At 65.8% G+C, this 24838-nt stretch carries 25 protein-coding genes; 12 read left to right on the forward strand and 13 right to left on the reverse strand.

Annotated elements, in window-relative coordinates:
• Nucleotides 1–9 precede the first annotated feature (9 nt).
• Nucleotides 10–693 (reverse strand): hypothetical protein, encoded by a 684-nt coding sequence (locus NO366_RS17260; RefSeq protein ID WP_256532026.1) that lies wholly within the window; start codon nucleotides 691–693, stop codon nucleotides 10–12.
• A 387-nt stretch (nucleotides 694–1080) separates the two neighbouring features.
• Between NO366_RS17260 and thiC the strand changes: the two genes are divergently transcribed.
• Nucleotides 1081–2520, forward strand: coding sequence for a phosphomethylpyrimidine synthase ThiC (gene thiC, locus NO366_RS17265; RefSeq protein ID WP_256532027.1), 1440 nt, complete (start codon nucleotides 1081–1083; stop codon nucleotides 2518–2520).
• Nucleotides 2521–2579: 59 nt separating this feature from the next.
• On the forward strand, nucleotides 2580–3560 hold the full coding sequence (locus NO366_RS17270; protein WP_256532028.1) for a PhzF family phenazine biosynthesis protein: 981 nt from the start codon (nucleotides 2580–2582) through the stop codon (nucleotides 3558–3560).
• 40 nt (nucleotides 3561–3600) lie between these two features.
• Here the strand turns inward: NO366_RS17270 and NO366_RS17275 are convergent, their stop codons facing one another.
• Entirely contained in the window at nucleotides 3601–4125 is a 525-nt protein-coding gene (locus NO366_RS17275) for a DUF5817 domain-containing protein (RefSeq protein ID WP_256532029.1), read from the reverse strand.
• Between the two features lie 284 nt (nucleotides 4126–4409).
• Here NO366_RS17275 and NO366_RS17280 point away from each other — a divergent pair, with 284 nt between their 5' ends.
• Together NO366_RS17280 and NO366_RS17285 are read left to right on the forward strand one after the other, a co-directional pair.
• Entirely contained in the window at nucleotides 4410–5399 is a 990-nt protein-coding gene (locus NO366_RS17280) for an ABC transporter ATP-binding protein (RefSeq protein WP_256532030.1), read from the forward strand.
• A complete protein-coding gene (locus NO366_RS17285) occupies nucleotides 5396–6262 on the forward strand; it encodes an ABC transporter permease (protein WP_256532031.1) in 867 nt (288 codons plus the stop codon). Before NO366_RS17280 ends, NO366_RS17285 begins: the two co-directional genes overlap by 4 nt.
• A 34-nt stretch (nucleotides 6263–6296) precedes the next feature.
• Here the strand turns inward: NO366_RS17285 and NO366_RS17290 are convergent, their stop codons facing one another.
• The 4 genes from NO366_RS17290 to NO366_RS17305 all read right to left on the reverse strand — a co-directional run bounded on the left by NO366_RS17290 (nucleotide 6297) and on the right by NO366_RS17305 (nucleotide 8914).
• Nucleotides 6297–6539: an amphi-Trp domain-containing protein gene (locus NO366_RS17290; RefSeq protein ID WP_256532032.1), complete on the reverse strand. Its 243-nt coding sequence runs from the start codon at nucleotides 6537–6539 to the stop codon at nucleotides 6297–6299.
• Nucleotides 6540–7030: 491 nt separating this feature from the next.
• The gene (gene icd, locus NO366_RS17295) at nucleotides 7031–8293 is read right to left on the reverse strand and encodes an isocitrate dehydrogenase (NADP(+)) (RefSeq protein WP_256532033.1); all 1263 of its coding nucleotides are present in this window, start codon (nucleotides 8291–8293) and stop codon (nucleotides 7031–7033) included.
• A 97-nt stretch (nucleotides 8294–8390) separates the two neighbouring features.
• Nucleotides 8391–8747, reverse strand: a complete 357-nt coding sequence (locus NO366_RS17300; protein ID WP_256532034.1) for a DUF5658 family protein — start codon at nucleotides 8745–8747, stop codon at nucleotides 8391–8393.
• A 20-nt stretch (nucleotides 8748–8767) separates the two neighbouring features.
• On the reverse strand, nucleotides 8768–8914 hold the full coding sequence (locus NO366_RS17305; protein ID WP_256532035.1) for a hypothetical protein: 147 nt from the start codon (nucleotides 8912–8914) through the stop codon (nucleotides 8768–8770).
• A gap of 116 nt (nucleotides 8915–9030) precedes the next feature.
• Here NO366_RS17305 and NO366_RS17310 point away from each other — a divergent pair, with 116 nt between their 5' ends.
• Complete coding sequence (locus NO366_RS17310) at nucleotides 9031–10008, forward strand: isoaspartyl peptidase/L-asparaginase (RefSeq protein ID WP_256532036.1); 978 nt, start codon at nucleotides 9031–9033, stop codon at nucleotides 10006–10008.
• A 51-nt stretch (nucleotides 10009–10059) separates the two neighbouring features.
• On the opposite strand, the gene ppk1 is transcribed toward NO366_RS17310, so the two are convergent.
• Both ppk1 and NO366_RS17320 read right to left on the reverse strand, forming a co-directional pair.
• Nucleotides 10060–12459: a polyphosphate kinase 1 gene (gene ppk1, locus NO366_RS17315; RefSeq protein WP_256532037.1), complete on the reverse strand. Its 2400-nt coding sequence runs from the start codon at nucleotides 12457–12459 to the stop codon at nucleotides 10060–10062.
• Between the two features lie 5 nt (nucleotides 12460–12464).
• Complete coding sequence (locus NO366_RS17320) at nucleotides 12465–13160, reverse strand: metallophosphoesterase family protein (protein WP_256532038.1); 696 nt, start codon at nucleotides 13158–13160, stop codon at nucleotides 12465–12467.
• A gap of 207 nt (nucleotides 13161–13367) precedes the next feature.
• Here NO366_RS17320 and map point away from each other — a divergent pair, with 207 nt between their 5' ends.
• On the forward strand, nucleotides 13368–14264 hold the full coding sequence (gene map / locus NO366_RS17325; RefSeq protein ID WP_256532039.1) for a type II methionyl aminopeptidase: 897 nt from the start codon (nucleotides 13368–13370) through the stop codon (nucleotides 14262–14264).
• A gap of 233 nt (nucleotides 14265–14497) precedes the next feature.
• Here map and NO366_RS17330 read toward each other — a convergent pair whose 3' ends face one another.
• Nucleotides 14498–14698, reverse strand: coding sequence for a DUF7835 family putative zinc beta-ribbon protein (locus NO366_RS17330; protein ID WP_256532040.1), 201 nt, complete (start codon nucleotides 14696–14698; stop codon nucleotides 14498–14500).
• Between the two features lie 314 nt (nucleotides 14699–15012).
• On the opposite strand from NO366_RS17330, the gene NO366_RS17335 reads away from it, so the two are divergent.
• Nucleotides 15013–15555: an HIT family protein gene (locus NO366_RS17335; RefSeq protein ID WP_256532041.1), complete on the forward strand. Its 543-nt coding sequence runs from the start codon at nucleotides 15013–15015 to the stop codon at nucleotides 15553–15555.
• Nucleotides 15556–15659: 104 nt separating this feature from the next.
• Here NO366_RS17335 and NO366_RS17340 read toward each other — a convergent pair whose 3' ends face one another.
• Complete coding sequence (locus NO366_RS17340; protein WP_256532042.1) at nucleotides 15660–16913, reverse strand: tRNA (N(6)-L-threonylcarbamoyladenosine(37)-C(2))-methylthiotransferase; 1254 nt, start codon at nucleotides 16911–16913, stop codon at nucleotides 15660–15662.
• Between the two features lie 93 nt (nucleotides 16914–17006).
• Nucleotides 17007–18026, reverse strand: a complete 1020-nt coding sequence (locus NO366_RS17345; RefSeq protein ID WP_256532043.1) for an AI-2E family transporter — start codon at nucleotides 18024–18026, stop codon at nucleotides 17007–17009.
• Nucleotides 18027–18238: 212 nt separating this feature from the next.
• Here NO366_RS17345 and NO366_RS17350 point away from each other — a divergent pair, with 212 nt between their 5' ends.
• Together NO366_RS17350 and NO366_RS17355 are read left to right on the forward strand one after the other, a co-directional pair.
• On the forward strand, nucleotides 18239–18946 hold the full coding sequence (locus NO366_RS17350) for a DUF547 domain-containing protein (protein ID WP_256532044.1): 708 nt from the start codon (nucleotides 18239–18241) through the stop codon (nucleotides 18944–18946).
• 156 nt (nucleotides 18947–19102) lie between these two features.
• On the forward strand, nucleotides 19103–19924 hold the full coding sequence (locus NO366_RS17355; RefSeq protein ID WP_256532045.1) for a hypothetical protein: 822 nt from the start codon (nucleotides 19103–19105) through the stop codon (nucleotides 19922–19924).
• A gap of 229 nt (nucleotides 19925–20153) precedes the next feature.
• Here NO366_RS17355 and NO366_RS17360 read toward each other — a convergent pair whose 3' ends face one another.
• On the reverse strand, nucleotides 20154–20759 hold the full coding sequence (locus NO366_RS17360; protein WP_256532046.1) for a hypothetical protein: 606 nt from the start codon (nucleotides 20757–20759) through the stop codon (nucleotides 20154–20156).
• A gap of 293 nt (nucleotides 20760–21052) precedes the next feature.
• On the opposite strand from NO366_RS17360, the gene NO366_RS17365 reads away from it, so the two are divergent.
• The 3 genes from NO366_RS17365 (at nucleotide 21053) to NO366_RS17375 (ending at nucleotide 23653) form a co-directional block, all read left to right on the forward strand.
• Nucleotides 21053–21595, forward strand: coding sequence for a RidA family protein (locus tag NO366_RS17365; protein WP_256532047.1), 543 nt, complete (start codon nucleotides 21053–21055; stop codon nucleotides 21593–21595).
• Nucleotides 21596–21610: 15 nt separating this feature from the next.
• Nucleotides 21611–22162: a hypothetical protein gene (locus NO366_RS17370; RefSeq protein WP_256532048.1), complete on the forward strand. Its 552-nt coding sequence runs from the start codon at nucleotides 21611–21613 to the stop codon at nucleotides 22160–22162.
• Nucleotides 22163–22303: 141 nt separating this feature from the next.
• Nucleotides 22304–23653 (forward strand): sulfatase family protein, encoded by a 1350-nt coding sequence (locus tag NO366_RS17375; RefSeq protein WP_256532049.1) that lies wholly within the window; start codon nucleotides 22304–22306, stop codon nucleotides 23651–23653.
• A gap of 74 nt (nucleotides 23654–23727) precedes the next feature.
• On the opposite strand, the gene NO366_RS17380 is transcribed toward NO366_RS17375, so the two are convergent.
• Nucleotides 23728–24696, reverse strand: a complete 969-nt coding sequence (locus NO366_RS17380; RefSeq protein ID WP_256532050.1) for a succinylglutamate desuccinylase/aspartoacylase family protein — start codon at nucleotides 24694–24696, stop codon at nucleotides 23728–23730.
• Between the last annotated feature and the right edge of the window lie 142 nt (nucleotides 24697–24838).

A 24838-nucleotide genomic window follows, 5' to 3' on the forward strand; every position in this document is an offset into this window, starting at 1 on the left:
GCCCGGACATCACACTGGGAGGACGCCTCGAAGGATCGATGCGTACAGTGCAGGCGTTCGTCGTCGCGATTGCTCGAGGGCGTCCCTGAGCGCTCCGCCTGCGTCGTCGTGGATTCCGGTGCCGTGCCCGACGAGCACCCGCTGCGGATCGAACCCGTAGAGGCGGTTTCGCGGCGGCCAGAGTCGTCGCGCGGGGTGGACACCCAGGCGTTCGTCCCCCGTCAGGAAGTACGGGGCCGTCCCGACACTCTCGGGGACGACGAGCGTCGCCGTGTCCGGGTCGAAGAGCGCGACCTCCTGCCAGAACCGACTCCGCGTGACGACCTGGCTTCGAATGCCGGTTTCGGCGAGTTCCGCGCCGAAACGCCGTACCGGGGCGTCGAGTTCCGACGCGACGCCTCCGAACCAGTCAGGGACCCAGACGTCGACGTCGTGTCGGGTCGCGATCGACGCTGCGTCGCGCCTGTGTCGGTCGAGCGTGACGACGGCGCCAGCGACGTGACCGCGCTCGGCGAGGAGCTCGTCCAGACCGTCGCCGTCTATCGGATCGATCACCCAGACCGCCCCGTCGACGACCAGCGCGTGACTGGCACGTTGCATCGTCTCTTCCGGGTGTGCGATCCAGCTGAAGCCGCCATCGAAGTCCGCGACCACGTCCAGTTCGGTGGTCGAATCGTCGGTACGAATCGTCATGCACGGGCCTACGGGGCGCCGAACAATAAGAGCCGGCGCGGTGGCGACCGAACGGACGGAACAGCAGGGAGGGTGACGATCGGTACGGCCGTGGTGATGGTGATAGACCTGGGTGGGTGACGATCGGTACGGCCGTGGTGATGGTGATAGATCTGGGTGGGTGACAATCGGTACGCCGTCGTGACGGCGATACAGCTGGAAGGTGACGTTCTGTGCGTCTGTGGTACTGCGTCGTGGGTCTGTGGCGGTGTCGTTCGAGGACGCCGTGATGGCGCGGCCGACGTGTCCGTCCCGTCTCGACCTCCCGACGGTCCGACCACGGACGGCACCGCTTCGTTCGCCGGTTCGACACAGGTATTATTACCTAGTGGTACCACTAGATCATCGATGGCACTCACACAGCGACAGGCCGCCCGAGACGGAACGATCACCGAGGAGATGGAACGCGTCGCGACGCGCGAACAGTGTCCCCCCGAGACGGTTCGCGAGGCGATCGCGGACGGCCGTGCGGTCATTCCGGCGAATCACGGCCACGACGCCCTGGATCCAATGATCGTCGGGGCGGACTTCGCCACGAAGGTGAACGCAAACATCGGCAACAGCGAGACGACGAGCGACCTCGCGACCGAACGGGAGAAACTCCACGCGGCCGTCCACTACGGCGCTGACACGGTGATGGACCTCGGAACTGGCGCCGATCTCGACGAGATCCGCGAGGACCACATCGCACGGTCGCCGGTCCCTCTCGGCACCGTTCCGATCTACGAGGCCGTAAAGCGGGCGGGCGATCCGACCGATCTCTCGGCCGATCAGTTGCTCTCGGTCGTCGAGAAACAGGCCGAACAAGGTGTCGATTACATGACGATCCACGCGGGCATCCTCGCCGAACACCTCCCGCTCACCGAGAGTCGGACGACGGGCATCGTCTCCCGCGGTGGGTCGATCGTGGCCACGTGGATGGCCGAACACGGCGAACAGAACCCGCTCTTTACCGTCTACGACGAGATCTGCGAGATCTTCGCGACCCACGACGTCACGATCAGCCTCGGCGACAGCTTGCGACCGGGCTGTCTCGCCGACGCCTGCGACGAGGCCCAGTACGCCGAACTAGACGTACTCGGCGAACTCACCCGCCGCGCCTGGGACCACGGAGTCCAGGTCATGGTCGAAGGGCCGGGTCACGTTCCGATGGACCGCATCGCGGATAACGTCGAGCGCCAGCAACGAGTGTGCGACGGTGCCCCGTTCTACGTCCTCGGTCCGCTCGTCACCGACGTCGCGCCCGGCTACGATCACATCACGAGCGCCATCGGTGCCGCCATCGCCGCCCAGGAAGGCGCCGCTATGCTCTGCTACGTCACACCCAAAGAACACCTCGGACTCCCGGACCGGGCGGACGTCCGCGACGGGCTCGCGGCCTACCGGATCGCAGCCCACGCCGGCGACGTCGCGACCGGTCGGCCAGGCGCTCGCGACTGGGACGACGCCCTCTCGGAGGCGCGCTACGCCTTCGACTGGAGCGAACAGTTCGCGCTCGCCCTCGATCCCGACCGGGCTCGCGAGTTTCACGATCAAACCCTGCCCGGCGACAACTACACCGACGCGCGCTTCTGCTCGATGTGTGGCGTCGAGTTCTGCTCGATGCGGATCGACCAGGACGCCCGCGATGGGAGCGATATCGACGCGTTGACGGCCGAGACCGATCTCTCGGCCTCGTCGGCCGCCGAGGTCAATCGTCCGCCCGTCGGCACCCACGACGGCGGGTGCGAGCTCGGCCGGGGAGTCGACGCGGTCCACCCGGACGAGGTCGGAAGTGCGGACGACTGATCCCCGTCGGTTGCGCGCGTGTCGCCACGACTAAACCGTTCCCCGCCGTTCGGGCGTGCATGAACGACGGAGGAGACACGGCGTCGGTCGAACTCGTCGACGCGTTCACCGACGAGCCACTCGCCGGCAACCCGGCGGGCGTCGTCTTCGACGCGGACGAACTCGTCGACGAGCAGTGTCAGTCGATCGCGAACGAACTGTCGGTGAGCGAGACGGCGTTCGCGAGCGCGAGCGACGACGCCGACTACCGGTTGCGGTACTTCACGCCGACCCAGGAAGTCGACCTCTGCGGCCACGCGACGATCGGAACCCTGGTCGCAGCCCACGAGAGCGGTCGACTCGAACCCGGACCCGCCACGATCGAGACGAACGTCGGCGTCCTCGACGTCGAGATCGAACCGGACGATACCGCCTGGATGACCCAGGACGCCCCGACGGTTCGCGAGGTCGACCTCACGTACGATCGTGTCGCCGACGCGCTGGGGGTCGACGTCGCCGCACTCTCCGGCGTCGGTGCGGACCTCCCGCTGGCCGTCTCGTCGACCGGCCTCCCGTTCCTGATCGTCCCGATCACCTACCTGCAGGACGTCGGCGGCGCCGAACCCGATATGGCGAAGATCGAGGCGCTGGCGACCGACGTCGACGCCACCGGCGTCTACCTGTTTACGTTCGACGCCCTCGAAGCCGACTCGACGCTCCACGGCCGGATGTTCGCCCCAGGAGCGGGGGTGCCGGAAGACCCAGTCACGGGGACCGCAAGCGGTGCGGCCGGGGCGTACCTCAGGCGGTTCGGTGCGTTCTCCGGCGGATCGACCGGGACGATCACGGCCGGCGCGGGCGGCGACACCAGCGTCGCCGTTTCGATCGACGAGTCGGAACCGACCGAACTCGTCATGGAACAGGGCCACTACGTCGACCGCCCCGGTCGCGTCAGGGTGCGCGTCGACGGCGATGTCCGCGTCGGCGGCCAGGGCGTCGTGTCGTTGACCGGCGAGGTTGTGGTCCCGCCGGTCGACGACGACGACATCATCGAAGGGTAAGTCGATCGTCGAAGACGACGATCCCGACGAGACGGCGCGCCTAAAGCAGTCGGTACTCACCGCGGCTCTCGCTGGCGTCGCCGGTTCGAACCAGTTTCTCCAGCGCGCGCTCGGTGTACGATGCCGGGACACCGCGGTCGGCCGCGTACTCGATCACGTCGTCTGCGGTCGGACGATCCAGGTCCTCGATCGCCCGTTCGACGATCTCCTTGCGACTGCCATCGCGCGTCGATCCGCGCGGGTCACGGTCGCCGGCGGCCGCGATCTCCTCGACGTCCAGCCCCGATTCAGCCAGGTACTCCTCGTCGGCGACGACGCCGTCCGCGACCTGGGACTCGAGATCCGCGACGGAGTCGACGCGAGCGAAGGCCTCGCCTTCGCCCTGGCGGCTCGCGAGCATCGACGCGCGGACCTCCCTGGCCCGATCGGCGTCGTCGGTCTCGACGAACGTCTTTCGGGCGTCGAACGGCCGGCGAGAGCCACAGCCCGGACACTGGCTCGTCTCCGATCGGCCCTCGACGATCCAGAGAGTCGAACACTCGCCGCACCCGACGACCGCGTACATACCGAAACTGAGGACGGATCGAAGTTGAAGCCGTCGGTTCGACGGCAGATTTCCACGCTCCCGCCAGTCCGATCGGTGTAACCGACCCTCCGGTGGTCGACGCTGGACCGTCGGAGAGATCCGAATCAGGGGCCGTTCAGTCGCATCCACGGGCCGCCGGGAGCCGCTAGAAACCGGGACTCAGTGGGATGTGATTCCTACGCCAGTAGACTGATATGATAATATATTTACGAAAGGTCCGACGAGGATGACGATACCCGGCACGACACGCCGTTTGATTTCACATGAGTGCGATAGAGACGAACGGGTTGACGAAACGCTACGGCGATCTCACCGCCGTCTCGGAACTCGATCTCGAGATTTCGGAGGGTGAGGTGTTCGGCTTCCTGGGACCGAACGGCGCCGGCAAATCGACGACGATCAACATGTTACTGGACTTCACCCGACCGACTTCGGGGTCGGCGACGGTCCTCGGCTACGACGCCCAGGCGGAGTCGGACGAGATCAGTCAGCGCGTCGGCATTCTCCCCGAAGGGTTCTCCGTGTACGAGCGACTCACCGGTCGCAAGCACGTCGAGTTCGCGGTCGAGACGAAGGGCGCGACCGACGATCCCGACGCACTCCTGGAGCGCGTGGGTCTCTCGTCCGAGGATGGCGACCGCCCCGCCGGCGACTACTCGAAAGGGATGCGCCAGCGCCTCGCGACCGGAATGGCGCTCGCGGGCGACCCCGACCTGCTCATCATGGACGAGCCCTCCACCGGTCTCGACCCGACCGGGATCAGAGAGATGCAGGCGCTCGTCCGCGAGGAAGCCGAGCGAGGGACGACGATCTTCTTCTCGAGTCACATCTTAGAACACGTCGAGGCGGTCTGTGATCGCGTCGGTATCCTCCGGGCGGGCGAGCTCGTCGCACTCGACACGATCGAGGGCCTGCGCGAATCCGTCGGCGACGGGGCGACGATGACCGTCACCGCGACGGGATCCATCGAGGGAGCGGTCGACGCCGTGGCCGCGATCGACGGCGTCGAAGACGTCACGGCGACCGGTCGCAGACTCGAGGCGGTGGTCGAACGGCCGTCGTCCAAACCGCTCGTCGTCACCACGCTGGCGAACACCGGTATCGAACTGACCGATCTCCGGATCCAGGAGACGTCGCTCGAATCGATGTTCACCACCCTGATCGAAGGTGCCGACAGCTCAGAGACGGCCCTCGCCGCCGACGCGGGCGACCCGGCGGATCGAGGCGCGTCAAAACCGGAGGGGAACGCATGACTGGCCACACGCTCACCGTCGCGAAGAAGGACTTTGCCGACGCCGGTCGCTCGAAACTGCTGTGGTCGATAATCGGACTGCTCGTCGGCCTCTCCGCGCTCGGCTACGTGATCGTCTGGTACGCCGGTGAGGACGTCGCAGCCGCGCAGATGCTCGGGTTCCTCGCCGTTCCGCTCGGCGTCCTGGTTCCCGTCGCGGCCCTCATCGGGGGGTACATGGCTATCGTAGGAGAGCGCCGGTCCGGGAGTCTGAAGCTCCTGCTTGGCTTGCCGCCGAACCGCACCGACGTCGTCTTCGGCAAGTTGCTCGGACGCGCCGGGGTCATCGCCCTCGCCGTCGTCCTCTCGTACCTGGTCGCGACGGTCCTGAGCCTCCTCCTGTTCGGGAGCGTCCCGATCGTCGACCTGGCGGCCATGGCGGGGCTATCGATCCTGTACGGCGTCGCCTTCGTGGGCCTCGCCGTCGGCGTCTCCGCCGGCGTCTCCTCTCGCGGCCGCGCGATGGCGCTGACAGTCGGCACCTTCATGGTCTTTTTCGCGTTCTGGGAACTGCTCACCGCCGGCATCTACTACTTCGCCCACGACGGGTTCCCGCCCGCACAGCCGGAGACCTGGTACCTCTTCGTCCAGCAGCTGAACCCGCTGCAGTCCTTCGCCTACGCGGCCTCGACGCTCGTCGAGGGCCAGGTGTTCCCGGTCATGTTCCGGTTCAACCTCGATCAGACGTTCGCGGCACCCGCCGACCGCGTCGCCGGCGACGTCCCGTTCTACCTGCAGGAGTGGTTCGGCGCCCTGTTGTTGCTGGTCTGGGTCGTCGTCCCCGTCGCGATCGGCTACTATCGGTTCGGGAAGGCGGACCTGTAGTCGGCGACGTGTCGACCGATTCGCCCCGACCGCATCACTCGGTCCAGCGAATCTCGTACTCGAGTTCGTAGCGCTGGTCGCCGGTCTCGGAGTCGGTGAGCCGTTCGAGTTCCACCTCGAACGTCGTGTCCTCGGGCACGTCGACCCGATACTCGTCGCCCGGACTGTCGAGTTCTACCGACCCGTTCTCGATCTGTTCGGCTGCGTCGACGAGCCTGTCGGCGATGGCCGAGCGCGTTCGCGCCTCCTCGGTTTTGAAGAGCACTTCTTCGGGCATAGGTGAACGGACGTCGGAGACAGTCAAATGAGTCCGTGGTGATTCCCACCTCGTGATACTCGGTCGGGGGCGAGAACACCGGAGCGGTGCGTGGTGGCGGAGACGGATCGGCGCGGTAGCTGGCCAGGTTCGAATCGCCCCTCGACGAGGGCTGATACCAACAGGCCGACGACGCGCTGGTCGTCTGGCTCGCCGTCGTCGGCGTCGTGGCACTCGTCCCGCTCGCGATCCGTCCAGACGACGGAGAGTCCGCCGTACCTGCTCGTCCTCGGCCAGGTCTATCTCAACGGGTCGCAGGTCGTGCTCTCGGCTGCGTCGCTGACGGAGAGAGCTCGGTCTGTCGCGTCTCGTCGAAGAAAACCACACCGGCCGTCAGTGGCGGCCAATCGCTCGCCGTCGCCAGAACGCCTGGCGTGCCGTCTGCGCGAACGGATCGTATGCAAGCGTCTCGAAACGTCGGGGCCGTCGGCTCTAGCCGTCCGAAACGGTGTCTACGACAACGTTTCGATGTTGTCGACGACTGCTTCGGCGAACTCGCTGGTGGCGAGCTTCTCGGCGTCCTCGAGGTTGCGTTCTAAGTCGTAGGTGACCAGGCCCTGCGAGATGGTCTCCTCGACGGCGTTGCGGACCAGGTCGGCGGCGTCGGTCCAGCCCATGTACTCGAACATCATGCGGCCCGAAAGGATGATGGCGGTCGGGTTGACCTTGTCCTGCCCCTCGTACTTCGGAGCGCTCCCGTGGACGGGTTCGGCGAGCATGCGGCCGTCGCCGAAGTTAGCGCCGGGGGCGATGCCGAGACCGCCGATCTGGGCGCCACAGGCGTCGGACATGTAGTCCCCGTTCAAGTTCATCGTCGCGACGACGTCGTACTGGTCGGTCCGAGTGAGGATCTGCTGGAGCATGTTGTCGGCGATGCGGTCGTTGACGACGACGGCGTCGTCGGGCTGCTCGCCGTCGCGCTCCTCCCAGAGGGTGTCCTCGGTGATGACCTCGTCGCCGTACTCCTCCTCGGCGACCTCGTAGCCCCAGTCGCGGAACTGGCCCTCGGTGAACTTCATGATGTTACCCTTGTGGACCAGCGTGACCGAGTCACGGTCGTGTTCTAAGGCGTAGTCGATGGCGCGGCGGATCAGTCGCTTGGAGCCGAACTCCGTGATCGGCTTGACGCCGATGCCGACGGGGCCGTCGTGGATGACGTCGTCCGCACCCATCTCGTCCTCGACGAACGTCTTGACCTGCTCGACTTCGTCGGTACCCGCTTCCCACTCGATGCCCGCGTAGACGTCTTCCGTGTTCTCACGGAAGGTGATCATGTCCATCTGCTCGGGCTCGGAGACGGGCGAGGGAACCCCGTCCATGTAGTAGGTCGGGCGGACGTTCGCGTAGAGGTCGAGCTTCTTGCGCAACGCGACGTTCAGCGAGCGGAACCCGGCGCCGACGGGCGTCGTGAGGGGCCCTTTGATCGCGACGCGGTGGTCTTTGATGGCCTGGACGGTATCCTCGGGGAGGTTCTCGTCGTAGCGCTCGCGAGCGGATTCGCCGGCGAAGAGGCGCATCCAGTTGATCTCGCGGCCGGTCGCCTCCGCGGCGGCCTCTAACACCTGCTGGGCGGCCGGACCGACGTCCGTGCCGACGCCGTCGCCGTAGATGATCGGGATGATCGGGTCGTCGGGTACCTCGAGTTCGTCCTCGGTCCCCGCTTTCAGCGTGATCTTCGTCCCGTCCTCGGGGACATCGATCTTGTCGTAACTCATCTCGTCCGTAACTCCCGTCACCGCGCCTAAAAACGCATCCATTTCCGCGCGAGCGAGCGCAAGTATTGCACGGTAGCCGCCACTACGAGGCGCAGATTCACCCGGCGAGTAACACCGAGACGTTCCACCCGGTGACGGCCGCGCCGACGACCGCCAGCGCGAGCGGGATCGCCACCCGACCGGGCGTCGTCAGGACACGCCAGAGGCCGTAGAAGACCGCCATCGTCGACGATTTCGCGACGACCAGCCCGACCGAGCCGAACCGGTCGACGAGTGGGCCGACGACGGGACCGATTTCGGTGGCGCCGCCGCTCGCGAGACCGAGACCGGTCGTGATCGTGTCGCCGACCCCGTAGCACGCGAGCGCGAGGATCCAGAGCGATCGCTCGTGTTCGAGCAACCAGCCGATCACCCCCGTCCCCTCGTCGGTTCTCCGCTCGTCGGTTCGATCCACTGTGCGTTTCGTCGCGACCGTTACGGGAGCAAGAGCAAAATCCCACCGATCGCACCGCCGACGGTGAACGCGAGGACCGCGAGAAAGTCGACGAGCGGCGAGACGTACGACTCGCCCCGGTCGCGAGCGCCGCCCGCCGTCCCTGTCGGTAGAAAATTCAGCTTCACGGTGTATCCGTCGGGCGAGATCCGCATAAGAACGTGGTCGATATCGAGCGGTGAGTCGACCCCCGATACCGAGTGAGACCGGGACGATTATTCCCTCCCGGTGGGTGTCCCCGGACGTGCAACTCATCGTCCACGGTGGTGCCGGAGGCGCCCCACACGAACCGGAGCCGAGACAGGCGGTCTTAGACGAGGCGGCCGAAACGGGCGCGTCGGCCGACGCGCCCGTCGACGCGGTCGAGTCGGCGATCGGGGTGCTCGAATCGTCGCCGCGGTTCAACGCTGGCGTCGGCGGTGCCGTCCAGTCGGACGGCGTCGTCAGAACCGACGCTGGTGTCATGACCGACGACCGGGCCGTCGGCGCGGCGTGTTCCATGCCCGGCGTGGAACACGCGATCAGCGTCGCCAGGCTCGTCATGGAAGAGACGCCACACGGGTTCGTCGCCGGCGAGCACGCCGTCTCGCTGGCCGAGGCGTTCGGCGTCGAGACCGACGTCGACCTCTGGTCCGAACGCACCCGCGAGAAGTGGGCGGACCTCGACCCACCGGCCGGCGGTCCGCGCGACCACCTGGACTGGATCGCCGACAAGTACGGCCGGTCGGATCCGGACGGTCGTGACGCTGGAGCGGACGACTCGGACACGGCGAACGCGTCGGCCGCACCGACCGACGATGCGACGACGGCCGACGGCTCCCGGACACCGGGTGTCGACGACGAGCACGACCACGACACCGTCGGTGCCGTCGCCCGTGACGGAGACCGGATCGCGGCGGCGACCTCGACGGGTGGGCGATGGCTCGCGTTCGCGGGCAGGGTCGGCGACGTTCCGCAGGTCGGTTCCGGCTTTTACTGCTGTCCGGCTGCCGGGGTCAGTGCCACGGGCGCCGGGGAGGACATCGCCCGGGTCACCCTCTCGCGACGGGTCGCTCGCCACGTCGAGCGCGGCCTCGACGCAGACGCGGCGACGTCGCTCGCGATGGAGGAGTTCGGCGAACTCACCGGCGCGAACGCCGGCGTCATCGCCATCGACGCGGACGGCACCGTCGGATCGGCGTTCAACAGCGAGGGAATGCAGACGGCCGTGGCCCGGAACTGAGGGGACGGACTGCTGGCCCGTCCGTCCCACGATCGGCTGTCGACCGAACGATCAGGTGTCGGCCGAGTTCTCGTCAGCCCTCCTGGCGTTGCGCATGGCACGCTCCATGAAGATAGCGTGCGCGTCGACGGGATCGTCGCCTGCAGGAACGGGTTCGTACGAGCCGTCGCTTTGCATTACCCACCGATTACGTTCGTCTGCGAGTAGCGTCTCGAGGATCGCGTCGAGTCGGTCACGCAGCGGCCGGGCCTCGATCGGGATGAGCGTCTCGATGCGGTCGTCGAGATTCCGTTGCATCCAGTCGGCCGAGCCAACGTAATACCGTCCCGAACCCCCGTCGCGTGCGTAGACGATTCGTGAGTGTTCGAGGAATCGCCCGACGATGCTGTGGACGGTTATCGTCTCGCTGATCCCGTCGACGCCGGGGCGAAGTCGACAGATTCCTCGAACCAGGCACTCGATCTCGACGCCGGCCATCGACGCCCGGTACAGTTCACGAATCAGTGTCGGATCTTCGAGTCGGTTCACTTTGACGATCAGTCGTGCCGCTTCGCCGGCTCGCGCGCGTTTGGCCTCCGCTCGAATTACCGCCCGAAGACGGTCTCGTAACTCGACGGGAGCGACCAGCAACGCCTCGTAGTCGCCGTGTAAGGTCTGTCCGGTGTAGTAGTTGAAGAGTCGGACGAGGTCGCGTCCGATCGCCGGATCGGCGGTCAATAGCCCGAGATCCTCGTACGCCTTTGCGGTCTCGGAGTGGTAGTTGCCGGTGCCGATGTGGGAGTAGAGTCCGACGCCGTCGGCTTCGTCGCGGACGACGAGGGCGGCCTTGCTGTGGGTCTTGTACCCGATGGTGCCGTAGGCGACGTGGATCCCCTCCGCCTCGAGCCGTTCGACCCACTCGAGATTGTTCTGTTCGTCGAACCTGGCGGCGAGTTCGACCATCACCGCGACCTGTGTGCCGTTTCGTGCGGCTGTGAGAAGACTCTCGATGACCTGCGAATCGCTCGCCGTTCGATAGATCGCGGCCTTGATCGCGAGCACGTCGGGATCGCTCGCCGCCTGCTCGAGGAATTGACAGACCGTCTTCTCGAACGAGTGGTAGGGATGGTGGAGGAGGACGTCGTTCGCCCGAATCGCGTCGAAGAGAGTCCGGCTTTCGTCGCGAGCGGCGGCTGCCAGACGGGGATGGGGCTGAGGGGTCCAGTCCGGCCCGGAGAGGTCGGGCCGGTCGAGCGACGCGATCCGGTGGAAGTCGCGGTACTCGAGCGGGCCGGGGAGGGAGAACACGTGTCGGTCCGTGAGATCGAGTTCCCGCGTGAGGATGTCGACGATCTCCGCGGGCGCATCGGGCTCGATCTCGAGGCGGACGACGTTCCCGAACCGTCGCCGGTCGAGGATCGACTCGGTCGCCTCGACCATGTCGTCGGCCTCGTCCGCGCGACTCACGTCGGCGTTTCTCGTCACCCGGAACAGCGCGGTGTCGACGATCGCGACGTCGGGGAACAACAGGTCGAGATTCGACCGGACGACGTCTTCGAGGCGCACGAACGTCGATTCGGAGTCGACCGACACGAATCGCTCGCGATTGCGCGGGATCTTGATGCGCGAGAACGTGACGCCGTCGTCACACTCACGTCTCGTGAGGACTGCCAGTGAGAGGCTCTGGTTCGAGATGAACGGGAACGGGTGGGCCGGGTCGAAGGTCAGCGGGGTCAGGGTCGGGAGGATCGACTCCTCGAACGTCGATCGCGCCGCATCCGTTGCGGCCGGTGAGAGGGCGTCGTAGTCGACGATGTCGATACCGTTGGCCGCCAAGGCAGGCCGAATCTCCTCGCAATAACAGCGCGCTTGGGCAGCCAGGACGTCGCCAGCTTCGGAGAGCGCGTCCGTGAGTCGCTGGTCCGTCGTTCGCCCGGCCGGCGAGCGCTCGTCAGCCCCCGTTCGCGCGCGCCGATCGAGACCGCCGATCCGTTTCCGGACGAACTCGTCGACGTTGGCCGTCAGTATGCCCAGGAACCGCACTCGTTCGAGCAGCGGCTTCGTCTCGTCGCGCGCTTCGGCGAGGACGCGACGCTGGAAGGCGAGTTCACTTTGCTCGCGGTCGAGATAGTACGCGGGATCGGTCAGGTCGACGTCGCCGTCGTCGGGTCGCTCGTCCGTCACTCCCGCGTCGGTACTGAGACGGGCCGAACCGTCCTCGGCCATGGATCGAAACGTGATCGTGTCGATGTCTGCGTTCGCAGCTGCGTCCGTCCCAGCCCCTTCGTCCAGTGGGACGGCCGATGGCGATGCGGGGGTTCCGTCTGTCGGGTTCGCCCCGGATTTCGCACCTGTCTCTCCGGTCCCGTCCGCGGACTTGTCGGCTGTCTCTCCGTGCCCAGATCCGGCGAGTCTCGATCGGTCACAACTCGATTCTCCATCCACAGGGTCTGCCCGGTCTCCACCCTCCATTCCCCTCACCTCGACCCCCAGTTAGACACGATCTTATCCGACGCTCGCTCCCGGTGGGGCTGGCCCTCGACCGTTACGAACCGCTCGTTCGTGAGTTCGTAGGCAGCGAGTTGCCCACCGTAGACACAGCCGGTATCGAGCCCGACGATCCACTCGTCCTCGATAGGGTGTGAGAGGACGGTGTGGCCGAAGAAGACGCGCGGTGGGCCCTCGTAGCGCTCGAACCAGAACGGACCGTCGTACCCGTCGCCAGTCGGCGAACGCATCGTCTGGAGGGCTTTTCGCGTGTGCGCGCTGACCTCGCGTTTGGGGTCGAGGCCGCCGTGAACGACCAGTCCGCCGTCCCAGCGGATCACGTCGGGGAGCGTGCGGAGGTACGCCCGTTCCGACGGCCCAACCGATGGGCAGGAGGTCTCCCCGTCGAGCAGTTTCTGCTCGTTGTTTCCTCTGACGGCGAGCATGTTCTCGTGTCGTCGGACGAACCGAACGACGCTCCCGCCGTCGGGTCCTTTGCGAACGAGATCGCCGACGAACAGGACGAGGTCGTCATCGTCGACACCGATCGTGGCGACCAGGTCGTCGAGCGCGTCTCGACAGCCGTGGACGTCTCCGATCACGTACACGCAGTCCCAGGCTGCCGGCTCGATCCAGTGTTCGACGAACGGGACGGCTGTGTCTTCGGACGAGGCGGTACGCAGCACGATGGACGTTCCGACGTGCACATGTATTACCCTTTATATGAGTGGTACTGAGCGGTAGGGTGGTGACGGTATCGCTCAGAGATCTCTATATCGGTATATACCTGGTTCGGTGTGCGGTATCGCGACGCGACGGTGGGACTCTGTCACGAGGCCTGAAGCGACGTGCGGAGACGCAATCTCTTTTTGTCGACCCACCAAACGTCATCCATGACCGATTCCGGAGTCGATCTCGAGGCCGAGCAGTACGCGAAGCATCGCGAGGCGGGAGAGATCCTGGCGCAGGTACGCGAGGAGACCGCCGATCGCGTCGAAGTGGGCGTCTCCCACCTCGAGGTAGCCGAGTATGCCGAGGATCGAATCCGCGAACTCGGCGGCCAACCCGCGTTCCCGGTCAACATCTCGATCGACGAGGAGGCAGCGCACGCGACGCCGGGCATCGACGACGAGACCACGTTCGGCGAGGAGATGATCAACTTAGACATCGGTGTTCACGTCGACGGCTGGCTGGCCGACACGGCGATAACGGTCGATCTCTCAGGCCACGACGACCTCGCGGAGGCGCCGGCGGCCGCCCTCGACGCCGCGCTCGACCTGATCGAACCGGGTGTCGAGACGACCGAGATCGGCACCGAGATCGAGTCGGTCATCGACGACTACGGGTTCAACCCGGTCGTGAACCTGACCGGTCACGGCCTGGGTCACTGGGAACAACACACCAGTCCGACGATCCCCAACCGGGCGGTCTCACAGGGGACGACCCTCGACGTCGGTGACGTCGTGGCGATCGAACCGTTCGCGACCGACGGCGGCGGGAAAGTCACCGAAGGCGCCTCGGAGGAGATCTTCTCGCTCGAACGGGAGGGGACGATCCGGAACCGGCAGGCCAGACAGGCGTTAGACCAGATCACCGAGGAGTTTCGGACGCTGCCCTTCGCGACGCGGTGGCTCGAGACCGACCGGGCGGAGATGGCACTCCGGCGACTCAAGCGAAACGACATCGTCCACGGCTATCCCGTCCTCAAAGAGGACGACGGCTGTCTCGTCAGCCAGAAAGAACACACGGTTATCGTGACGCCGGACGGCTGCGAAGTGACGACGCGCTGATTTCCGGCGGTCGACACGGCCGGTACACGATCCGTCTCACCATAGGTGCCCTCCACGATCCGTCTCACTCGGAAGCTGAGCGGGCTCTCGATCCCGCACTTTCCCGATGTGGTCGGCTCGCGGAGTCGACCTCGGACGAGGAGTCCAGCGAATCGGCGGTCGAACCGATTCAGGTGACGGGCAGGCACTGTCTCGTCCAGAGAGGGTCGCCGGCTCGAATCGCTGGGCGACTCTCAGGCGTTGTTCATGCGCTGGCTGGTGCGGTTGCCACAGCGTTGACACTCTGTTACCCGGTAGGGCTCCCGCGAGAACTGGGCGTTCTCCTCCTTACCGCTCTCGGTTCGAATCTGGACCGACACCTCGTGGAGCGTGTCGAGTTCGCAGTGCGCACAGTGTTCGGTCAGCCCGTTGAACGCGTCGTCTGTCGTTGCCATCGAACCGATTCTTTCAACACGAAGGATATAAATCCGCGTTTCATTTCGAGGGCTGATTCGAAAAATCGCCAGACAGTGACGGGTCGTCTCCCTTACACCCGCTAACCGATCAATATCGTTCACGAAGGAGTCTCGACCCGTCAGACCCGATTAATAAAGGTATCGTTACAGTTTTTTCATTTGGTATTATCGGGAGACGGCAGCTAGTGTGCTCACTCTCGTCGCGGGCGCGCCGTGTCCACGATACGCGGCAATCTCGAATCGGTTGGACGGTTTCACGTGGAGTTTTGGGCCTCGCACGTGCAGATGCGGATATGGACGAACTCTTCGCCCCGTGGCGGATCGAGTGGGTCACGCGCGACGACCGAAACGAAGACGTCGATGGCTGTGTCTTCTGTACCCTCCCGAAAGAATCGGCTGATCGCGACAATTACGTCCTCGCCCGGAGTTCCCGAAGTTTCGTCCTCATGAACAACTATCCGTACAACCCCGGGCACGTGATGGTCATCCCGCGGGCGCACACCGGCGAGTACGCCGCCCTCGACGACGAGACGCTCCTCGACCACGCCCGATTGAAGCAACGAACGTTCGAGGCGCTCGACGACGCGCTCGACGTGAACGGGTTCAACGCCGGCCTGAACCTGGGCGACGCGGCGGGCGGCTCCATCGGCGACCACGTCCACACCCACGTCGTCCCGCGCTGGAACGGCGACACGAACTTCATGCCCGTCATCGGAGACACCAAGGTCATCGTGCAGGCGATCGAAGAGACCTACGACGCACTCCACGACGCCTTCGCGGACTTCGACGACGCGACGATTCCCGAGGATGGCCGTGCGGTCGAGTTCGACTGGTAGGCGGCGGTACTCGGACCCGGTCTCGGTGGAGCGACCGAGGTCGACGGGCCCCGTTCCAGCGTTCGCCGGTACGTGTCGATCCGGCGATCCCAGCGGCGATATCGTCACCGCGGCTCGGCGAACGCGTACATCGTCTCGCTGGCGGTCACCTCGAGATCGACGAAGTCGCCGGGTTCGATCCCGTGCTCGCTCGCGTTCCGGACGATGAGCTGGCGGTAGGCCGAGTCGCGACACTTCACCGAGTCGCCGGTCCCCTCCTCGACGACGAGGACGTCCTCGCGCGTCTCGCCAACCAAGTCGGCGTAGGATTCGCGGACGATCTCACGCTTGACCTCGCTCATCTCCGTCGAGCGCTCCTTCTTGATCGTACCTCCGAGGCCCGTCATGTCGGCCGCGTCGGTTCCCGGGCGCTTCGAAAAGCGCGTGACGTTGATCTTCTCGGGACGGGTCTCGCGCAGCAGCGCCATCGACTGGGCGTGATCGTGAGCGGTTTCGGTTGGGAAGCCGACGATGAAGTCCGTCGAGAGCGTCCAGTACTCCAGGGCCTCGTCGAACGTTTCGACCACCTCGACGTACTCCGAGACCTGGTGCTGTCGACGCATGTCGCCGAGGACGTCGTCGCTGCCCGACTGGACGGGAGCGTGCAGGAAGTCGTAGAGCTTCTCGTGTTCGGCGAAGACGGCGGCGAGTTCCTCCCGGATGCCGTGGACACCCTTCGGATTGGCCATCCCGACGCGAACCCGAAAGTCTCCCTCGATGTCGCAGATGCGATCGAGAAGCCGGTGTAGTTTCCGTTCGCCGTCCTCCCAGCCGTAGACGCCGGTGTCCTGTCCGGTGATACGAAGCTCCTTCGCGCCGGCGTGGATCAGCGCCCGGGCCTTCGCGACGTTCTCCTCGATCGGCGGCGAGTCGATCTTGCCGGTGGCGTGCTTGGTGATGCAGTACGAGCAGTCGGACATGCAACCGCGAGCGATCGGGAGGATACCCACGACGCCGTCCAGAATCGGCTCCGCGTCGGGCGTCGTCGTGGGACACTCGCCGTTGGTGACCGCCTCGGGCACCTCGTCCCAGTGGAGGACGTCGGCGTCGATACCCGCGGCCGCGAACTCCTCACCCTGTGCGAGCGCCATGCAGCCGGTGACGTAGAGGTCCGCCGTCTCCTCAGCCAGCTCCGTGGCACGCCGGAGCATGTTTCGCTCGGTCTTTTCGACGACCGTACACGTGTTGAGGATGGCCACGTCGGCCTCGTCGACGCCGTCGACCCGGTGGTGGCCCGCGTCGCGGAGGCGCCGCTCGATCTGGCGGCTCTCTCCCCGATTGGACGTACAGCCGTACGTCTCGATGTGGTACCGGGCCATGATCGGGCGTACGTGCGTTCCGCCGGGCCAAAAGCCCGACGTTTCCCAGTCGATCCGCGTTCGTTCGGGAACGCTTCAGCTCGCCCGTGAGTATCAGTGGCGATCGAACGGACTGGCCTGTCGGTCCCAGTACTCGTCGAGGACGTCGACCGCCGTGAGGAGCGCACCGAGGACGACCGGTCCGTAGAACAGGCCCATGATGCCGAACGCGTACGCACCACCGAGGACCCCGAGGATGATGACGGCCGGGCTGAGACGGGCGTACCGATCCACGACGATCGGACGGAGGTAGTCGTCCGAAATGCTCACGACGATCGCGCTGTAGAGAAAGAGGCCCCCGGAGAGGTACGGATCACCGATCGCGTACAGGTAGACGACGGCAGGCCCCCAGACCAGGAACGCCCCGACGAGCGGAACGAGCGCGAGGATCATCATCACCACCGTCCAGAACGCGGCGTTGGGAACGCCGGTCGCGAGGAGCCCGAGCCCGGCCAGCAGCCCCTGGACGAACGCGATGAACACGTGGCCGAGCAGGACGGCGCGCATCACGTCGTCGATCTGGTCGAACAGTCGATCCTGCAGGTCCGGGGGCAGCGGCGTCACGTCGCGTAACCAGGCGACGAGGCGGTGGCCGTCCTTGAGGAAGTAGTACAGCAAGAACAGAGCGGTGCCGAGACCGATCACCGTGTGCGTGATCTGGGCGAAGATCTCGGTCGTCTGACCGAGCAACAGGTCGCCGATCCGGGCAGCGACGTCCGCGGCCCGGGAAGCCAGATCGACCTGGTATCCCGTCACGTCGGCGATCAGGCGCTCTACGTCCTGAAGTTGTTCAGCGGACGGGTCGACGTCGCTCGCGAACGCGACGGCCTCCTCTGCGACGAGCGCGACGATCACGGCGATCGGGACGACGAAGAGTGCGATCGCCAGTACCACGAGCGACAGTGCCGCGATCGCAGGCGACGTTCGTCCCTGGAGCGGCCCCTGTAGCGGTCGCAGTACGTACGCGAGGAGGATCGCGAACAGGACGTACTGGACGAACGGGAGGATCAACAGTACGGAGAGGAGCGAGAGTGCGCCGATGAGCGCCAGCAGGGTTCCGGTCGCGCGGTTCACCGGGTGACACCGACGCAGTCCACACCACGGACCGGCGTAAAGCCCCACCAAGCCGACCGGGTTCACGACGGCCGTACGCGCCGAAACAGTCGGTCGATCGGAAGTGTCGCCGCGAAACGATCGTGTACCCAACGCGTTATTCCCGCCCGGAGCCGAGAGTCTCGGTCGCTCACAGGGCGGCTTCAATACCTCAGACGGTGAAGAGTGCCCGGATGTCGACGCAGATCGATCCGCTCGCCGTCTCCGCCGACCTGCTGTACTCGGTGAAGACGGACGGCGAATCGGCGTCACTCAGATCGCAACTCGCCCGACTCGACCCCGGACACCTGGAGTGGGCGCTCTCGAGTCGGCGACATCGCCTCGCGTTCTGGCTCAACGTCTTCAACGCGTCCGTCCAGCTCATCATCGAAGACCGTGGCGGCCGGTTTCGCGGCTCGCGGTACGATCGGTGGTCGGTCTTCGCTCGCGATCGGGTCGAGGTGGCTGGCACCCAACTGCGTCTCACCGACATCCGGGACGGGATGCTCCGTCACTCCCGCGCTCGGTGGGGAAGGGGCTACGTTCCGCGGGTGTTTCCGTCACGGTTCGAACGTCGCTTTCGACTGCCCGAGTGTGACCCGCGTATCCACTTCGCGCTTTCGAGCGCCGACGACCACTCGCCACCCGTGACGATCTTTTCGCCGGCCGAGGTCGACGAGGAACTCGACGTCGCGACCGAGTGGCACCTTGCGGAGACGGTCACTCACGACCCGAATCGCCGCGCTATCACCGTTCCACGCCTCTTCAAGCGGTATCGGGGCGACTTCGGCGGGGCGAGCGGGATACGGGGCTTCCTCGCCCGGTACGACGTACCGGTCGAACGGGCGGCGTCGATCGAGTACGCCTCGTTCGACCGACCGGTCGACGTCACGCGGTTCTGAGTGGACGACGGCACACTGTTCTGAGTGATCGACGGCACGCTACTGTGCGGATTTCGTCGATCGAACCCGAGTTCGATCGCGCCACCTCGAACGGAGTAGCACCCGCCGTTCGAGCGGACCCGAACGTTTTTCGTCGTACCATGGCTTGGACCGGTCGTGACCGAGTCCGTCGATCCGTCCGCGGGCGGTGACCGCCGCTGTCTCAACTGCGAGACGGTGCTTCCTCCCGAAACGAGCCACGAGGACGCCACCTGGGACCTCGGGACACGAGGAATCGACGCGGAGACGGTGATCGTCTGTCCGGACTGCGCGGCGCTCCTCCGTGGAGGCGTGCCCGAGTGGCGAACGCACCTCGACGAGGACCGGACCGCAGGGATACTCGACTTCCTCCGCGCCGTCACGAAGACGCAGGGCCGTGCCGTCGCCGACGTCGCGTCCCTCTCCACGGAGACGACGGGCGGAATCGACAGTGCGGGCGAACGGCGGACGTACCACGACCGTCGACAGGCGAGCGCCCTCCGTCTCGCAATCGTGGACCGACACCTCGTGGCGGCCGGCGTCGACGCTGCCGCGCTCGAACCGACGGACCCGTCGGCGCACGTAGCACCCGTCACAGTGGACACCCACGTGCTGTCGGACGAAACTGGCGTCGATGCGACCGTCGTGGCGACGTTCGAGACGGTCCTCTCGAAGGGGGTCGAGTTGCAGCGGCTCCTTCGGACGGCACTGGTACTCGCCGAGACGGCCGTGGCCGTCGATGGGGCCTGCCAGGTCTGCCTCGAACCCGTCACCAGCGAAGCGGCGTGTCCGGCCTGTGGAACGAGGATCCAAGCCGTCTCCGCCTGGCACGACGAGACGGGATCGCCCGACGTCGTGAGCCTGTACGGAACGATCACGGACCGACTGGAGACGGCGTCGGCGACGACGTCGCACCTGACCGAATCAGCGGGGTCGCTGGCCGACCTGCTCGTCGAGTGACCGTCACCCCGCGTGGCAGTCGAAGCACGCGACGAACGGTGCGCCCATCAAGTGATCACAGGTGAACTGACGCGTCCTCGAACGAAGGTCGAAGGAGCGCCAGCGTCGTATGGGTCGGGATTGCCGATCGGCGCAGCCGACCGAACTCACCGTCAATACCACCCGTGCAGTGTCGACTCGTCGTCACCGTCGCGTCGACGGGATCACGGCCCCGGCAGACGCCGTCGGTCTACCGTGGATCGTCCCGGCACAGGAATCGTCTGAGGAAGTCGAGTAGATCCCCGTCGAGTGGAATCGACGGGTAGACCCTGACGGGGTCGACCCCGGAGAGACCGTGATTGCCGGAATCGTCGCGCTCCCAGTAGAGCCAGACGGCTTCCTCACCGCCTTCGAGCCCGGTTCCGTCGACAGGGAACTCTAGCATGAGGGCGTCTCGCTCCTCGCCGTCGTCGGTCTCGACGGTGACCGATTCGCCGTCGTCGACCGGCCGTGTACCGCCGCCGTCTGCAAGCTCGAAGCGCGAGCCGAAGCGATAGCGGACGGGTTCGGCGGTCGGATCGAACTGGGTTCGCTCACCGTCTCCATCCAGGTACTCGACGGGGTAGACCGCGACAGGGACGGTTTCGTCCTCGTCGACGTCGATGACGTCGTCTTCGTTGTCCGGCTGGACGTCGAAATCGAGTTGTGTCGGGAAGTGGGCGGCCGCGACGCCGCTCAGTAGACCGACCCCTGTCAGTGCCGCGCTTGCGCCGACCGTTCCGGTCAGCAGTCGCCGTCGTGTCGTCGAGCTGTGCGTCGATTCGTCAGTCGTCGTATCGGACGGACTTGTAGGCATATGCCACCCGATGTGGCGACACCATCTCGAATAAATTTACCGTAACATAAAATAGAATTTTGTACGACGGCGAATGGCTTCGTCCCCTCCGTCCCGTTTGGTCTCACGCAGTCGACGGAAACAGTCGAAACCATTATAACCCCACGAACCAAATTGTTACATGAGAGTAAACCTCGGAAGCAAATCGGTGCGCTTTTTTATCACTTCACCGTAGCCGTTGCTCCGGCGTTCGTCTCGGCCGCGAAACGGTCTTCGACGGAGCGAACTCGGTTCGCGGGCGACCGCGAAGCGGTGTGAGAGACGACGCGGGATCCGTGATCCACATGCAAAAGACAGTCATCGCCCCCGCCCAGGGCCACGTCGAAGCTGGCGAACTTGACGGACCACAGTGTTCGCTGGCCGTCGCGACGCACCACCCGGATTGCACGCGCGTCGAGATCAACGGTCTCGTCTATCCCGACGGGACCGCCCGCGTACAGACACGCGAACTGCTCGGACTGATCGAGAAGATCCTCGGTGATCTCGACGGATCGATGGCCGATATCGTCAGACTCCGCTGGTACGTCGACGACACCGTCCTCGACTCGGCCACTCGCGGCGCGATCCACGAAGTCCGTGCTGAGTTCTTCGACTACCCGCAGTTCCCGGCGAGTTGCATGATCGCCGTCCCGTCCGGCGAGTCGGCCGCGACCGATAGCGAACCGACGGGTAGCGCGTCGACCGGTGGCAACGATCCGTCGGGCGGCGAGATCGAACTCGAGGCGACCGCGATCGTCCCGGCCGACGGCAGCTGGACCGTTCGAACGATCACGGGCGACGAAACGACCGATGCGTGAGAGACACCGTACACGATGAGTGATGAATACCCACGACACGACGAAGCGGAATCGAACGGAACCCGATCGATCGACCCCGACTCGCTTCGCGAACGGGCCGACGTCGAATTCGAGGAAACGACGACCGTCCACGAGGATCGCGACCACTTCGAATCCCACGGCCACGATGTCGCCGTCGTCGGCGTAACGAACGGCGCGGGAGACGTTTGCCTGTTCGTGAACGAAGACGCCGCGTTCGCGGGCCTCCCGTGGGCCGCCGTGGCGGACGGCGACTGGATCACCGGCGCCCACAGTTCGATAGAGGACTGGTGTACCGGCGAAGGCGTCGACATCGTCGTCGAGGAACCGATCCTCGTCCGCCGCGTCGAACACGAGGTGGCGGGCGAGGACGGCGTGAAAGCGACCACGCACACGATCCTGTTTCGCGCCGCACCCGTCGAGTCCGACCCGGACCTGTCGAACGTGACCGGCGCCGAGGACTGGACGGCAGGCTGGTTCGACGGCGTTCCGAACGACGCCGACCAGACGCCACCGGACGTCGCGGCGGACGTTCGACGGTTCGTGTAAGATAGTCCATCGGTGGCTGGGAGCGTGTCCGTCCGATGGGGTTCGTGATCGGTCCGTCTGTTCGTGACGGATCGAGGGTCGACTATCTCGCACGCCGAGAGCCCGGCCAAACGTTTTGTCGGCTGTCGGTGTCACGTCCCTATGTCCGCGTCGAAGCCGAACGTCCTCCTGATACACTGTCACGACCTCGGTCGGTACCTGGGCTGTTACGGCGCCGACGTCGAGACACCGAATATCGACGCGCTGGCCGACGACGGGATCTGCTTCGAGCGCCACTTCGGGACGGCTCCGCAGTGTTCGCCGAGCCGCGGGAGCCTGATGACCGGCCGGTACCCCCACGTGAACGGGTTGATGGGACTCGCGCACGGACACTGGGAGCTCCACGACGACGAACAGATCCTCCCGCAGTACCTGGCGGCGGACGGCTACGAGACGCACCTCTTCGGCTTGCAGCACATCACGCAGGATACGGACCGCCTCGGGTACGAGTACGTCCACTCCGAGGGGAACCTGTATCCGGGGGTCTCCCCCAGCGTCCACCAGGTCAACCGGGCGAAGAACGTCACCGACGTCGTCACCACGTTCCTCGAGAAGGGGGCGTTCGACGCGCCGTTTTTCGCCTCCGTTGGGTTCTTCGAGGTACACCGCGTCGAGGAGGCGAACGGGCGGTACGGGTTCCAACACGATCTGTACGAGGCTGACGAACCGGACGACGTCACGCCCCTCCCGTATCTCCCTGACCGCCGCGGCATCAGACAGGACCTCGCGGAGATGCACGGGATGGTGTACGCGATCGACGACGCGATCGGCCGCATTCGGGCCTGTCTCACCGAGACCGGCCTCGTCGACGAGACGCTCGTCGTCTTCACCACCGAACACGGAATCGCGTTCCCGCGCGCGAAAGGGACCTGTTACAACCCGGGCATCGAGGCCGCCCTGATCGTTTCACATCCCGACCGTGCCAGCGGGGGCCGGCGGGTCGAGGAACTCGTAAGCAACGTCGACGTGCTCCCGACGCTGCTCGACGTCCTCGACGTCCCGGTTCCGGCCGATCTGAACGGGCGAAGTTTCGCGCCGCTCCTCGCCGGCGATCCGTACGAGGCGCGCGAGGAGATCCACGCCGAGATGACCTGGCACGACATGTACAATCCGATCCGCGCCATCCGGACCGAGCGCTTCAAGTACATTCGAAATTTCTGGTACCTGCACCACGTCTACCTCCCGCGGGACGTCTTCGCGAGCGAAGCCGGCCGCGAAGTCCGTGAAGCGGAGGCCGTCCCGCTTCGTCCGTTCGAAGAACTCTACGACCTCCGGGAGGGACCGACGGAGATGGACAACGTGGCGGACGAACCGCGATACGACGACCGGCGTCGTGAACTCGCCGCCCGCCTACACGACTGGATGGTCGAGACCGACGATCCCCTGCTCGACGGGCCCATCCCGCCGGGCGGATTCTCGTCCATCATGGCCTGGCCGGACGAGGCCACGTGATCGGTTCCGGACCGTAGGGTCACTCCCTGCCCACGGACCCGGCCTCGGGTCACTCACCGCCCACGAACCAGGCCTCATTCGTCTCGCACGATAGCGACGCTCGCGAGTTTGTCCCCCGCGTTGACGGTCGCGTCCCGGGTGAGTGCGTACAGGATACCCGCCCGGTCGGTCGTGACGTTCTGGAGCGTCTCGTAGGTCGTGGGATCGTAAACCGTGCCAAGCGCCGTACCGGCGGGCATCACGCTCCCGAGTTCGAGAGCGGGCTTCGGTCGGAAGAGTCCCGACGCCGATGCAGTCACCTGCCCAAGATGGTTGCGCGCGACTGTCTGCTCACGATCGGTGACGGTGCCCTCCAGCATTCCCAGGGTGCGACAGACAGCGAAGAGTCCCTCGACACCCAGCTCGATCGGGTCCTCCTGGAGTTGCCGGCTGTGGGCGAGTTCGGGGGTGATGGCGGGGATCCCCTCGCGATCGGCAACGACACGAAGTTTCCCCGCGAATCCGCGGCGGTGCCACTCGTCGGGGGCGTCCTCGCCGGCCGTTTCGGCCAGCAACAGATCGGTGCCGAACGCCTCTGCGAGTGCACGCGATTCGTGGCTCCCCTCGAGATAGACCACGTGCGGGTACATGTCGGGACTGCCGGTGTGGAGGTCGACGATGGCGTCCGCCGTCTCGACGTGCTCCCAGAGCGTGGCCGCCATGCGCTGGTGAAGCGAGCCGTTCTCGTCCCCGGGCCACACCCGGTTCATGTTCGGGTTGACGCTGTCGATGACCTCGGGGGTCGTGTACGACACCCGATCGAACGTGAGCGGATCGGCCACGGGAACGGCGACGATTCGACCGGCGAGTTCACCGGAGAGCCTGTCGTGAAACCGTTTGAGGACGGCCGTGCCGTTCACCTCTCTACCGTGCTGGGCCGCCTGAACGTACAGGGTGGGCCCGGCCGTCCCGCCGTCGTACGTGTGGATCGTCGTCGCGACGTCGACCCCCGAGGGGAGCGTCGCCAGCGTCCGTCGGTCCGCAGCGTGAAACTCTGCGACCATGGGTGGAGTTCCACGGTCGGCCGTATGTACGTAGTGGAACGCGTCACTGCGAGAACACGCCTGCCCGCGCGCGTTCGACGTCAGCCGTCGGACAGCGACCTGGACGGTGCCTACTTCCGTGCGTCCCGCCAACGTCCGCTAC

Origin of the sequence: Halovivax cerinus (genome assembly GCF_024498195.1) — an archaeon.
Classification (GTDB): domain Archaea; phylum Halobacteriota; class Halobacteria; order Halobacteriales; family Natrialbaceae; genus Halovivax; species Halovivax cerinus.

Excerpts from the sequence above, each read along its gene's own strand:
- NO366_RS17350 (WP_256532044.1), top strand. The coding sequence starts at position 18,239 with ATGTCGACGCAGATCGATCCGCTCGCCGTCTCCGCCGACCTGCTGTAC.
- NO366_RS17360 (WP_256532046.1), bottom strand. The coding sequence starts at position 20,759 with ATGCCTACAAGTCCGTCCGATACGACGACTGACGAATCGACGCACAGC.
- NO366_RS17260 (WP_256532026.1), bottom strand. The coding sequence starts at position 693 with ATGACGATTCGTACCGACGATTCGACCACCGAACTGGACGTGGTCGCG.
- thiC (WP_256532027.1), top strand. The coding sequence starts at position 1,081 with ATGGCACTCACACAGCGACAGGCCGCCCGAGACGGAACGATCACCGAG.
- icd (WP_256532033.1), bottom strand. The coding sequence starts at position 8,293 with ATGAGTTACGACAAGATCGATGTCCCCGAGGACGGGACGAAGATCACG.
- NO366_RS17340 (WP_256532042.1), bottom strand. The coding sequence starts at position 16,913 with ATGGCCCGGTACCACATCGAGACGTACGGCTGTACGTCCAATCGGGGA.
- NO366_RS17275 (WP_256532029.1), bottom strand. The coding sequence starts at position 4,125 with ATGTACGCGGTCGTCGGGTGCGGCGAGTGTTCGACTCTCTGGATCGTC.
- NO366_RS17330 (WP_256532040.1), bottom strand. The coding sequence starts at position 14,698 with ATGGCAACGACAGACGACGCGTTCAACGGGCTGACCGAACACTGTGCG.
- NO366_RS17290 (WP_256532032.1), bottom strand. The coding sequence starts at position 6,539 with ATGCCCGAAGAAGTGCTCTTCAAAACCGAGGAGGCGCGAACGCGCTCG.
- NO366_RS17270 (WP_256532028.1), top strand. The coding sequence starts at position 2,580 with ATGAACGACGGAGGAGACACGGCGTCGGTCGAACTCGTCGACGCGTTC.
- NO366_RS17375 (WP_256532049.1), top strand. The coding sequence starts at position 22,304 with ATGTCCGCGTCGAAGCCGAACGTCCTCCTGATACACTGTCACGACCTC.
- map (WP_256532039.1), top strand. The coding sequence starts at position 13,368 with ATGACCGATTCCGGAGTCGATCTCGAGGCCGAGCAGTACGCGAAGCAT.
- NO366_RS17280 (WP_256532030.1), top strand. The coding sequence starts at position 4,410 with ATGAGTGCGATAGAGACGAACGGGTTGACGAAACGCTACGGCGATCTC.
- NO366_RS17380 (WP_256532050.1), bottom strand. The coding sequence starts at position 24,696 with ATGGTCGCAGAGTTTCACGCTGCGGACCGACGGACGCTGGCGACGCTC.
- NO366_RS17335 (WP_256532041.1), top strand. The coding sequence starts at position 15,013 with ATGGACGAACTCTTCGCCCCGTGGCGGATCGAGTGGGTCACGCGCGAC.
- ppk1 (WP_256532037.1), bottom strand. The coding sequence starts at position 12,459 with ATGGAGGGTGGAGACCGGGCAGACCCTGTGGATGGAGAATCGAGTTGT.
- NO366_RS17285 (WP_256532031.1), top strand. The coding sequence starts at position 5,396 with ATGACTGGCCACACGCTCACCGTCGCGAAGAAGGACTTTGCCGACGCC.
- NO366_RS17370 (WP_256532048.1), top strand. The coding sequence starts at position 21,611 with ATGAGTGATGAATACCCACGACACGACGAAGCGGAATCGAACGGAACC.